We start from the raw sequence: 12325 nt of genomic DNA on the forward strand, positions 1-12325 counted from the left end.
TTCCTATTCCCTGACCCATGATATCATGTGACGTTTGAGCTTGTTTGTGGTTGTTCTTGGAAGTTCCTCATCCCTTATCTGAAAATCGGATATCCTCTTATAATCGGGCAGATTATCAGATATTTTATTTATCTGATTCGAAATAACCGATTTTATCCCTTCTTCCGTGAGGGGTTTTTCTACATCCCCGGATGAACCGAAGGTGTCGTAATCCGGAACTATGATAGCGGCGATACGTACGTTCCCGCGTTTGTCCTCATTCTTTACTATAGCGCTTTCCAGGATAAACTTATCTCGGTTGAGCAGTAGCTCGAGTTCATCAGGGTAGATGTTCTTGCCGCCGGGGGTTATTATTACCGATTTTTGTCTGCCCATGATAGTTATGTAACCGTCCGGGTCCATCCTGCCTAGGTCTCCCGTGAAGAGACGCCCGTTCTTTAAAACGTTATTTGTGGCATCGGGGTTTTTGTAGTATTCCTTCATTACATTTTCTCCAGTTACCACAATTTCCCCCACACCTTCTTCATTCGGATTGTTTATTTCAACATCGATACCGTCAAGGGCTGTTCCCACCGTTCCGAAAACCGGATTCTCGGGAGGATTAAAGCTGACAACCGGCGACGCTTCAGTAAGACCGTATCCTTGAACAAGGGGTATTCCCGCTGAAATCAGATCCTTTTCTATATCCGGGCGGAGAGGAGCGGCGCCGCTTATACAAAGCTTAAGGTCCTTCAGGCCTGACATGTCTGCCGCACCGCGGGGTGTTTCAGTTTTGCCCAGCAGGCGGGAGAATCCAGATTTGATCTTCCCTAAAAAGCGGGAGAAAAAGCCGCTTTCCGAGGTGTCTTTTCTCTCTTCCGGCTGTAGGAATTCCATCAGGTGTTCCAGAAGAAGCGGAACGGCGACAATTACAGAAATATCCTCTTCTTTTACATCCTGCAGTATGATGTTTGGTTTTAGAGACCGGCTGAAAACTACAGTTGAACCGGAGGTGAATGCGGTGAGAAAAACGCATGTGGTCGCGAATGTGTGATAAAGCGGAAGGATACAGAGAAAGTTGTCATCGCTGAGCAGGAGCGCTCTTTTTCTGATGGAATCGAGATCTGAAATGATATTCCTGTGAAGTAAGACGGCGCCTTTTGGCTTTCCCGTAGTTCCCGACGTATAGCAGATTGCTGCAGTATCATCAGCTGATATTTCGCTTTTACGCTGGAAAAAACTCGATTCCCCGTCGTTTATTGACTTTTTCCCGTTTGCCATGATTTTACCCAGGCTGATTGGCAATTCACCTGAATCATCTTCGCCTATTAATATTACTTTTACCCCTTCGATATGCATATTCTCTATATGGGCTTTGTAAATTTTAAGGGATGTGACAAGAAATTTTGCTTCGGAATGCATAAGGAGATGACGTATTTCATTTTCTTTAAGCATCGGGTCCAGAGGTACGATTATACTGTTGCTGGAAGTTACAGAGGCGTAAACCAGAGCCCATTCGGGAGAGTTCTCACCGATAAGAATTACTTTGTCATTTTTCTCGAGTCCCTCGAGTATAAATCCCGTGCCGAGAAAAGAGATCAACCGGTTGAATTCTTTGTATGAGATTTCCTGGTAGCCCCATTCGTGACGTTTTCTCAGAGCGTTCCTTCCGACCCATCTTTTAGCGCTGTCTTCGAAAAGATCCGAAAGTGTTTTAATCCCTTGATCTTTGAGGGATTGTATTTTTTGTTCTTCCTGTAACTTTTTCATTTGATTACTCTCCTCGAATTATATCCTGACTGCGAATCATCTTTTATAGCTTTATCTTATTTAAGGCCTTTTTATTATAACGGTCTTTCGGTTTTGATATAGTCAGCATTTCTTGCGGTAGAGCTGATAATAATCCTTTACAAGGCATCCGCCGCGTCTTTCAGAATAGCACGATAGAAATAATACAGGCAAATGGTTTTTAGGGTTAGTTGTTTATTTCGTTTTGACAAATTTGGAGTAGAAAAATTCTCAATTACGGATACCGGTGCCTGATATACCCCTTTTTACAGGCTGCAGGAGCGAAAAACGCCATTTCAGATGTAAGAAGATATTACCAACTCTGCCTGTGATCTCTGGATTTGTCGTATTGGGTTCTAGCTTCTTTCTCTTCAGCCGGATATCCTATCGCTATCAGACTTAAGACGCCGATATTCTCGGGAATGGACAGGATCTTTTTTATCGCGGACACCCTCTCTTCACGAGGGTGGCATCCGAGCCAGCAAGAACCAAGGTCAAGGGATGCGGCGGCTATAAGTATGTTTTCGGTCACGGCGCTGCAGTCCTGCACCCAGTAGTCCGGAGAGATCCCGGTATCACCGCACACAGCTATAGCGGCTGTAGCTTCAAAGAGCATTTTCCCGTAAGGATGCCCTTCAGCCAGTCTGTTCAGTGTTTCTCTTTCTGTTACGGTTACAAGATGCCACGGCTTTCTATTTCTGCTGGACGGCGCCGCCATTCCGGCCTCAACTATTTTAGTTAGTTTTTCTTCTTCAATCTCCCGTTCTTTGAATTTCCTGATACTTCGTCTCGCTAAAATTATATCAATAGACATAGCTTTATCCTCCCTATTCTTTATGATTTGATCGATCTCTGTCTTAATATTTCATATAGAAGCACGGCCCCGGCCGTAGATACGTTGAGTGAATCCACATCTCCTTTCATAGGTATATTAACGATATTATCTGACGCGATAAACCATTTTTTTCTTAATCCTCTCTTTTCACTGCCCAGGATAATCGCGCAGGGAAGAGTAAGGTCGATGTCGGTATAATTCAGCTTCGAGTCAGGGGAAGAACTGATTATATTTATCTTTTTTTTCTTAAGCCACTCTATTATTTCGTCAGAGCCGGCATTTGCTGTGGGAACTGTAAATACGGCTCCAAGGCTGGAACGTATGATATTAGGATTAAAGAGATCTGTCTTTAAATCGCTGGCTATAAGCGCGGAAACTCCCGCGCCGTCTGCAGTTCTAAGAAGAGCGCCGATATTGCCGGGTTTTTCCACATTGTCAGCTACAAGATAGGATGGATTTTGATCTTCGGGAAGGTCTTCAAGTCCTGTTTCGCGCGCGGCCGCTACCGCGACAAAGCCGCCTGTTGTGCCTCGATAGGCTATTTTGCCGAAGACATGCCTTGAGACTGTGATTATACTGCAGTTCTTTTTCTTAAGAGTATTGAGAAGTGAAATTGCTTCATCGCTTTTTATGATTTCCATGCAGCAGTATACATCTTTAAGAGATGTTCCGGCGCGGATCGCGGCACTCAGCTCACGCACCCCTTCTATCGAGGTAAGCCCCGTTTTATCACGCTCATTTTTTTTCCTCAGTCTGATCAGTGATTTTATGCCGGGGTTCTTCGCGCTGGTTATATTTGTTGAGTTGTCGATGTTCATTCTGGATCAGCGTATTTCCCCCTGCCGGCTGGTTGGAATCAAGGGTTTTATCAAATTCGGCCTATATTTCTCTATTCGCAAATAAACAGGTTTAGAGTTTATCTAAAAGCCTATCTTAAAATATTTTCTTTCTTCCCTGCTGAGCACTATGAATGCATTTAAAATGAGAAATACTATTGATGTTGCTGTCGAGAGTATAAATAATCTGCTGTAACTGTTCAAGATAAAATCGTTTACAAGCAACCAGCTTCCGAAGTGAATTGCGCCGCCTAATAATACTATTGCGGCAACTATCTTAGTATACCTTGCCAATTTAATATTGATAACTCTGCTTGTATATGCGGGTATAATAAACAGATTATTAATCAGTGCCGGAATGGTTGTTCCCATCGCGACCCCCAGAATACCAAATTTCCGCACCAGGATAATACTTAGCAGTACGTTTGCAGCTCCTTCGATTATTATTGCTATTGAATATATTTTATGTTTTGAAATAGCAAACAGAATACTCTTTGATGATATTTGGATTGTGTTGAATAACAAACCGATTAGAAGAATCGCGAGCACCTTGAACGAATCGGTGTATTCCGGGCCCATCCAGCGTATAATAAAGGCTTTGCCGTAAATCAGCAGCGAACCCGCTATAAAAACAGACAGGATGGTGTTGAGTTTTGTCATAAAGATGTAGTATTTTCTTATTTGTGAATAATTGTTTTGGCCTTCAAGTTTGCTGAAGATAGGCACCATAAGGGCGATCATGCTTGTTATAATAAGGATATAGTACCCGGCGATACGTGTTCCGATATTATAATGAGTAACAAGGCTAAGCCCCGCGAAGGCTGTTATAACGAATGCGTCGAGATGAAATTGAAGGCGGTTGCCTATTGTGGATATAAAACTGTAAATACTGTATCCAAGCAAGGTTTTAATTTGATCCCGCTTGAAATAGGATATACCGATTTTAAGTTCGGGATGTTTCTTTATAACATAGGATACTTTTACAATGGATTGAGATGTTTCAACGAGAAAAGATATCAGCGCCAGGGTTATTATTCCCTTCCCATGGCTGAGAAAATATACGATCAGAGCTGTTCTTACAATTAACTTTACCAATTCTATGATATTTACTACGTCATATCGGATATGCGAATATAAAAATCCGTCGAATGCTCTCACTGGAAATGATATTGCCATCGAAAAGCCTATAATTATTGTAATTATTCTGAAAATATGGATATCATTTGCATTCTCTACAAAGTGAGGTGTAAAAACAATTACAATTAATGAGCCGAGTATTGCAAGCAACGCGCCAGCCGAGAGCAGGCCGAGGCTTGTGTTGAATACAATATTTACTTCTTTATTTTCTCCTCTTCCGATAGCCCTCGAAATAAATCTCTGGTTGGCCGTGGATAATCCGAGATCCAAAAGGCCGTAATATCCCACAAATGCCGCGGCGAGAACCCATAATCCATACCATCTGTCCCCAATCGAACCTATTACAAATGGGAGCATAAAGAAGGATACGATGATATTAGAGACAGGGTTGAGTACTCTTAGAAAAGACCCCTTTATTAGTTTCCCAGACAGACTAGCCATTGATTTTTTCTAAGTTGATTGAAGTTCAATTAAGAATAGAATTTAGTCTATTTCAAGGCGTTTTCGCGCTTCTTTGATGATTTGGGAGTTTCCCTTTTCTTCAAGCCGTTCAATGGCTTCACCGCGGTCCATGTATCCTTCACGGACCAGATTTGCCAATTCAAAGGCGTATGGGTGGAAATTGAATTTTTCCAGGTGAACTTTATTCCCAAGGGCGTTGAGGAGGCAGTTTGTGGAATTTGAATCGGTGTCATTGGGTTTTTCCCAGCCCAGCTCGCCTATTTTTTGCATCATTTTGGTTTCATCATATTCTAAGAAAGCGAGCGGGCTGATGTTGTAGGGAAAACGCTTTTTCATTGAAAAGTGCTTTTCCGTCAGAAAATAATTATCGATTTCCGGGCCCGCCGCTTCCAGCATCGGTTTGTACAGGGATTTCTGCATCATTCGGATCATTGCAGGGTTGTTTTTTAATATTGAAGCCTCTATCGGCGCCTGTCCCGGCGACCAGCCGAATGTGATAAAGGGAATATTACTTTCTATCGCCTTGCGGAGCACCATGTATTTAATAATGCCTATACAGCTTGTACATATCGTGCTGGCCCTCTCCAGTGTTTTCTTTGAATACATCGGGGATTTTGCAGCTTTGACGAATATCTTTTTCAGAAGATCGAACCGGGGTTTGTATATTATGCTGTCAACTTTGAGTTTCTCCGAGACCTTCCGAATATTGTCAATGGCGGCTGGAGAGATAAATCCATTGTCCATAGTTAGCGCCAGTATCGAAAGGTCATATTTTTCTTTAAGCACAAGCATGGTATAGGTTGAATCTTTACCCCCGCTGTAAGCCATAAGGCAGTCATGGGTTCCTTTCTTCCGGTACTTTTCAAGGAGCTGTTCAAATTTTTCTCTGTATTCACTAATGGAATCACGAAGATCATCCATACCTTTGAAAGATCTGCAGAAATTACAAACCCCTTCGTCATCGAAACTAATGCCGGGGAATGTCTCCGGGAGAACGCATCTGGAACATCGTTTCAATTTTATCTCTTTCCATATACTAAACACAAATTCGTCATTATCATCTCATTGTTACTCTTCGATGCTTGGCGGCATTATCCTTGAATGCCTGGCCGATTTTTGTTTGCGGGCTAGACTCTCGCTCGTTCAACCTGATCCGTTGTGAGGTTGAGCTCATCGGCTACTTCTTCGCTGGGGATATTGTGCTCGATGGCGTAGAGTATGGTATCCGCAACGTCATAAGAAAGACAGAAGAAAAAATCCTTATCGCTGACTTCGTAACTGTATGTGTCGGGGCTCGGTGTGCGCGACAGAATTTCTTCGGGGATCCCGAGATATTCTCCGAGCTTAAAGACTTGAACCTTATAGAGGTGAGCTAACGGTTCGATATCCACGCCGCCGTCGCCGTACTTGACAAAGAATCCCTGCAGTGTTTCAGATTTGTTGGTTGTACCGCATACAATGTAATGGCGTCTTTCGGCTTCATAGTAGAGTTGAACCATTCTTACTCTCTGTTTAATATCGTTAGCCGCCATAAATTCCAGATAGTCATCGTGAGAAAGACGTTCCTTTCTTGTAGTTCCATCGTCTAAAAGGACTTCCAGGGAATAAACATTTAAGCGCTTTTTCTCTAGAAGGTTCTGCGGAAGAATGAGACGGAATTTGTAGGGTTTTTGAATATCGGGGAATACTTTTTCCACTACGGCGTTTTGTTTTCTGTAAACACCGAATTTCTCTAATATTCCGGCAATATCAACTTCCAGACAATCAATATCAAGAGAGTCTGCCAGCTTCAGGCCGTATTCCCTGCTCTTGGGGCTGGAGTCATTTTCGGGCAGCAGTATTCCGGTTACCCTCTTTGGACCTATAGCCCTGACGGCGAGAGCTGCCGATACGGCTGAATCCAGACCTCCGCTCAGTCCAATAACTGCCCCTTTTTTCCCATAGAGATCCCTTAGGGTATCACGGATTAATTTTTCTATTTTTTCTGAAGCTTCCCGCGGATCTATCTCCAAAGCGTCTTTGATGAAACCCATATTGAATATCCTTCATTGTCAGAATTAAATTAATTGACAATTTTCTTTTCAATGTAACTTGCCAGGTTGTTTACAGAGTCGAAGTTATCAGGAACCAAATCTTCGTCATCTACTTTGAAATCGAATTTTCCCTCTATGAATGAGACAAGTTCTAAGATTCCGGTTGAATCTATAATCCCCTTTTCCATGAAGGAATCATCATCAGAGATGGAATTGTCGTCTGAATTAAAAAGCACATTCTCCTCTATGTAACTATGAATTTCTTTTTTTATTTCCATGCCGGCTCCTTGAACAGTTTTTTCCTTTCCCACAGGTGTTATAGTATAGTATCGAAAAGCAAAGATGGGTAGTGTTATTTATATTAGTAACGAATCAGCAAGATTCTTTCCAGAAACAAGTATGATATTATAATAACTGGAACACAAACAATTAACTTTAAACATGATTTTATCTGCCAATTAAGCTAATAATCAGAGGTATTTCAAGTTACTTCCTTTGTTTTATTACTTTAGCAGGAACCCCCACGGCAACACTATACGGAGGGATAGTTTTGGTAACCACACTGCCCGCGCCTACAACGCAGCCGGTGCCTATAGAAACCCCATCGAGCACTTTAACATTCGAGCCGATAAATACATCGTTTTCAATTGTAATTCCCTCGTGAGTTTCACCCTGCAATCTAATAAGTATGTCAGGGTCTTTATAAATGTGTTTATTGGGATAAAAAGCGCTTCCTGTTCCAATACGCGTGTCATCACCTATTGTCAAGTCTCCGCGGCCGCGAAGTTCACAAAATGGATTGATAGAACAATTTTTCCCTATAGTAATTTTACCTGTCTGCGGATTTAGTATGGTATTGGGCATTATAATGGTGTTTTCTCCTATCGATATTGTGATTTCAAGTTCTGAATTTTTTAGAAAATTAATTAGAGTGTTACTATAAATATATACTCCTTTTGAAAGTTTTATAGTTTTCGGGTGGAAAATACTTGCTCTGGGGGATATATAGCAATCGTACGTATACCGCAAAGTAAACATCTCAAGATTAATGACGATTCTTTTTCCCTGTATTTATTATAGTTAATTTGATGGTATATTCTCTTCAGAATCTTTATCATTGACACAAAATTTCTCCCGTACAAGCCTATGTCTCTTTTTTAAATCCCAAAAATTGACTTTTATCGCATTCTTACTATAACTGATCATTTTTTTATACAAACTGGATTTCATAATTACCTTTGCGGGGTTTCCTGTTACGACAGAGTCAGCTGGTATTTTCCCCCTTACCACGGAGCCTGCGCCAATAATACAGTTATCACCAATAACGGTACCAGGTAATATTATGCAATTGATTCCGATAAAACAATTTGATCCGATTGTAATCTTGCCGAAAATATTTATATCATTTGAATGATCATCCCAATTATAAAATATCCAGGCTCCGCCGTCATGTGTTATAAACTGTGTTCCGCTAGCGATAACAACGTCATTGCCAATTTTTATCAGATAGGGTTCATTAGAAAATTCAAGTGTGTACAACCGGCAGTTTTCCCCTATTTTTACTCCCATATCCCTTGCCATTTCAACTCTCCATTGGTATATGTCTGTGCTGGCTAATATTTTGAAGCGGATTTTCTTCTCGAAAATTTTCAATTTGTTGGATTTTGTTAAACGGTTTAGTCTTTTAACAATAGGAAAGAGTAATTTGGCAATTAGAAATTTTAAGTTACTAATTAATAATTTCATACTAATTCCTCCATATTTCTTAGAACTCAAATTTATCGTATCTGTTTTTATCAGTCAATCCATTCCTAATTGGTATCATTAAGTGTTTTTTAAGATTTTGCTATATACCGAACAATATTTCTTGATCATAATATCGGTAGAGAAATATTTCTTTATCCTGGATCTGGCGGCTTCTCCCATGCTGTCTCTGAGATGTTGGCTCTCCACGAGTTTGGTTATCCCGTCAGCAAGAGCAATCGAATTTCTTGGTTTAACCAGGATGCCGGTTTCGCCATTAATAATCAGTTCCGGGATTCCCCCTACTTCGGTTGCCACGACCGGTTTGGAAGCAGCCATCGATTCAAGGATTACCATGGGAAGTCCTTCAGAGTTTGATGACAACACTGAGATGTCCATTTGGGTGAGGATAGAGGGAATATCTTCTCGGGATCCTGTAAAAACCACACGCTCGGATAAGCCTTTGTCTCTCGCGTATTTTTTGAGTTTGGAGAAAAGCGGGCCGTCACCAATAATCAGGAATTGCACATTGGTGTATTTTGGGCTAATGATCGCGGCAGCATCAAGGAAGTTTTTGTGATTCTTTACCACAGAGAGTCTTCCGATGATTCCAACGAGAATTTGTTCTGAAGAGTCTCTCAGTCCGGGATATATTTTGTTAGTTGCTGATCCGGGAGAAGAAATATGAACTCCGTTGTAAATGAGATCGTTGCAACGGTAAAGGGATTTTAATTCTTTGGAAACGGCGACTTTGTAATTCTTTTTGAAAAGGCCGCAAAGTTTAATAATAGCTCTCTGTTTGAAACTGTATGGGAATACACCGTGTAATGTAGTAATCACCGAGGCCCTGGTTGCAACGGCAGCGACATGTCCGTAGAATTCACCCCCGACGTGGCAATGAACTATATCGATTGATTCTTTTCTTATAATATTATGAATATTGCGAAGGAGTTCTGGGTCAAATGCCTTTTTTCTGCCGGGGAAATGTATTGTGAACCCTTTATTTTCGAGCTTTTTTACGATAAAAGTGTCCCTAACATCTTCCATGCTGCATACCGAAACGCGATATTTCTCGCTGTCCATGTTTACGGTAAGGTTGTAGAGGATCTTTTCTGCGCCGCCTGTTTCTAGAGAATCTATTACATGGAGTACATTTATTCTATTGTCCATTAATGCTTTCTGTTTATTCCCGGTGGTGATAGTCCTATGTTAATTATTTGTAGGGAAGTGTTTTTAATTTTCTACTTCCAGATTGCCGATCATTTTCTGAATTAGTTCAAATTTTATGTGCCAATCCCCGGCGAGACGTGATTTTAGTTCAGGAAGTTCACTCTTGAGATTCTCCTTTTGCTTAATTGCCGTCCTGATACCTGTAACTATTGATTCCGGATCATGCTCTGTGTAGATAGCACCTGCTGAAAAATAATCGCGGAGTGCCATTGTGTTTGAAAGAATCAAAGGTTTTGAAAGGGAAACACCTTCATAACCACCGCACACAATACAGTTGCTCTGTTCTGTCAGTACCATCACAATATCGACTGAGTTCATCAGTTCAAGGTAGTCCTTGTCAGGAAGATATCCGGTTAAGTGAATATTATGTGGCATCCTGCTTTTGTCAATCCCCGCTTTTTTATAATTTCCCGTTATATATATGTTGATATTTTTATCGAGTAAACTCGAGGCTTTTATAATATTATTATAAGGTTCATCTTCCGCGAATGTGCATACATAAAGAATATTCGAACCATCACTGAGTTTTTTGCTGCCGGGTGTCTCAAATTCGGGAATTATATCGGGAAGTACCATTATCCCTTTTTCTTTCAGGTCGCGGCTGAATTCTTCATTGGTTACGATTGTTATATCGGAATGTTTAATGGCGAAATACTGAAGTTTCCAGAATATAAAATTCTTTACAGAGGGAAGTTTAATAAACGGGGTATGAAGATCATTTACAAGTATATATTTAAAAAAAGGTTTAATTATCACCGTCATAGTTGTTAATACAAGTGAGGGATTTTGCACAAAGAGTATCTTTGGTCGTTTTTTAATAAGTATTTTTAGTGTGTTGATGGTCCCGATTAAATAGCGAGTGATCCTGTTCCTCGCGGAAGTTCCGAAATGATAATAAGAGCAGCCGAATTCACGGGATAGGTAGTCGCTTCTCCTGTGGTAGTGCCAGCTTATCCATATCCTGCCGTGCTGTGGATCTTTTTCAGCTGACGAGGTTTGAATATAATTGTTCATAATCCTTGACTACTTTCGCTGCTGAATGATTCTTTTCTATCGTTTTTCTTGCTTTCCTCGCTATAGTTTCGGCATCATGCATATTGTTTAATATGTGATCTATCATGCCTGCTATAGCGTTTGGACTTTTTGTTTCAACAAGAAAACCATTTTCTCCATGCATGACAAGTTCGTTTATACCAGGTATATTTGTACTGATAACGATTTTCTTTAATGCCATTGCTTCCATAACAGACCGCGATATTCCTTCTGTGAGGGATGGCAGGATGAATATCCTCGACTTGTTTAGTAATTCCAAGCTGTTTTGCCTATGGCCGAGGAAATTAATTTTTCCGCCCAAGTTAAGTTTTTTTGTTATAAATTCAAGTTTTTCTCGCATTGGCCCGTCGCCGATGATCTGCAGATTCACCTTTTTGTTATTGACTATTTTGATAGCGTGAATTGCGTCTTGCACTCTTTTAAGTTCCACAAGCCTTCCCATGAATGTGATCAGATACGGGTCTCCTTCTTCCGGTTCGGGTATTCTATCAAGGTCGATAAAGTTGTTTATTATGGATACCCTTCTTTTTTGAATTATACGCAGGGATGATGCCATTTTGTTTGATAGTGGAATCACTTTGTCAAATAGATTGAGAAATGTTTTGTCCAGCAATTCATAGAATGCTAATTTTAAATCACCTTTACCGCACCAGCCATGCGGAGTGCTCACTTTTCTGATTTGTGTTCCAACTGACGCGAAATAGCCGAATATATCGGATTTATAGTCATGCGAATGTAATATTTCTGTCCTGTTGGAAATTAAATAGTTGCGAATCTTCTGGACATCAGATATATTAATTTTGCCCGATCCTGTAAGGGTTTTGTACTTAATTCCCAAGGTTTCAAAGCTCTTAGCTAACAAAGAATTCTCTGATTTGGAAAGTATCAGCACTTCCGTTTCATACTTTGTTCTGTCGAGATATTTAAGGAACGCAAGAAGCCATCTCTCTTTTCCATAGTTATCTATCGGTGCGATAATATGTGTAATTTTTATTTTATCCATTATATCCCCTGGAGTCCTTTTGATTTTCTGCTATTTATTATAGCATTCAAGGAAACCTATTGCATAGCAAAAAGCATGCACGCCTGGAAGTGCAATAAAAATATATTAGCAATTTGACAGGTTTTATGCTATCACTGTTGACACTGGTAGCGGAATGGGGAATTTTTATACTATTGATGTGAAACGGAGTTACAGGTTTCTTAAAAAGTCGGTATTGTGGGAATGA

General features: G+C 40.6%; 12 protein-coding genes. All 12 read right to left on the reverse strand.

Annotation, left to right across the window (positions count from 1 at the left end):
• Positions 1 to 3 precede the first annotated feature (3 nt).
• The 12 genes from U5O15_01160 to U5O15_01215 all read right to left on the reverse strand — a co-directional run bounded on the left by U5O15_01160 (position 4) and on the right by U5O15_01215 (position 12099).
• Complete coding sequence (locus U5O15_01160) at positions 4 to 1749, reverse strand: AMP-binding protein (GenBank protein ID MDZ7859272.1); 1746 nt, start codon at positions 1747 to 1749, stop codon at positions 4 to 6.
• Between the two features lie 331 nt (positions 1750 to 2080).
• Positions 2081 to 2581, reverse strand: a complete 501-nt coding sequence (locus U5O15_01165) for a nitroreductase family protein (protein ID MDZ7859273.1) — start codon at positions 2579 to 2581, stop codon at positions 2081 to 2083.
• 20 nt (positions 2582 to 2601) lie between these two features.
• A complete protein-coding gene (locus tag U5O15_01170; protein MDZ7859274.1) occupies positions 2602 to 3420 on the reverse strand; it encodes an RNA methyltransferase in 819 nt (272 codons plus the stop codon).
• A gap of 102 nt (positions 3421 to 3522) precedes the next feature.
• Positions 3523 to 5016 (reverse strand): polysaccharide biosynthesis C-terminal domain-containing protein, encoded by a 1494-nt coding sequence (locus U5O15_01175; protein ID MDZ7859275.1) that lies wholly within the window; start codon positions 5014 to 5016, stop codon positions 3523 to 3525.
• Between the two features lie 42 nt (positions 5017 to 5058).
• Positions 5059 to 6081: a hypothetical protein gene (locus tag U5O15_01180; protein MDZ7859276.1), complete on the reverse strand. Its 1023-nt coding sequence runs from the start codon at positions 6079 to 6081 to the stop codon at positions 5059 to 5061.
• 83 nt (positions 6082 to 6164) lie between these two features.
• A complete protein-coding gene (nadE, locus tag U5O15_01185) occupies positions 6165 to 7070 on the reverse strand; it encodes an NAD(+) synthase (protein ID MDZ7859277.1) in 906 nt (301 codons plus the stop codon).
• Between the two features lie 29 nt (positions 7071 to 7099).
• Entirely contained in the window at positions 7100 to 7381 is a 282-nt protein-coding gene (locus U5O15_01190) for an acyl carrier protein (GenBank protein MDZ7859278.1), read from the reverse strand.
• Between the two features lie 175 nt (positions 7382 to 7556).
• Positions 7557 to 7934, reverse strand: a complete 378-nt coding sequence (locus U5O15_01195; GenBank protein MDZ7859279.1) for an acyltransferase — start codon at positions 7932 to 7934, stop codon at positions 7557 to 7559.
• A gap of 216 nt (positions 7935 to 8150) precedes the next feature.
• Positions 8151 to 8816, reverse strand: a complete 666-nt coding sequence (locus tag U5O15_01200; protein MDZ7859280.1) for an acyltransferase — start codon at positions 8814 to 8816, stop codon at positions 8151 to 8153.
• Positions 8817 to 8894: 78 nt separating this feature from the next.
• On the reverse strand, positions 8895 to 9983 hold the full coding sequence (locus U5O15_01205) for a glycosyltransferase (GenBank protein ID MDZ7859281.1): 1089 nt from the start codon (positions 9981 to 9983) through the stop codon (positions 8895 to 8897).
• A 63-nt stretch (positions 9984 to 10046) separates the two neighbouring features.
• Positions 10047 to 11057 (reverse strand): glycosyltransferase, encoded by a 1011-nt coding sequence (locus U5O15_01210; GenBank protein ID MDZ7859282.1) that lies wholly within the window; start codon positions 11055 to 11057, stop codon positions 10047 to 10049.
• Complete coding sequence (locus U5O15_01215) at positions 11026 to 12099, reverse strand: glycosyltransferase (GenBank protein MDZ7859283.1); 1074 nt, start codon at positions 12097 to 12099, stop codon at positions 11026 to 11028. Before U5O15_01215 ends, U5O15_01210 begins: the two co-directional genes overlap by 32 nt.
• Between the last annotated feature and the right edge of the window lie 226 nt (positions 12100 to 12325).

Source organism: Candidatus Krumholzibacteriota bacterium (assembly GCA_034520215.1).
Lineage (GTDB): Bacteria > Krumholzibacteriota > Krumholzibacteriia > Krumholzibacteriales > WJIX01 > JAGHBT01.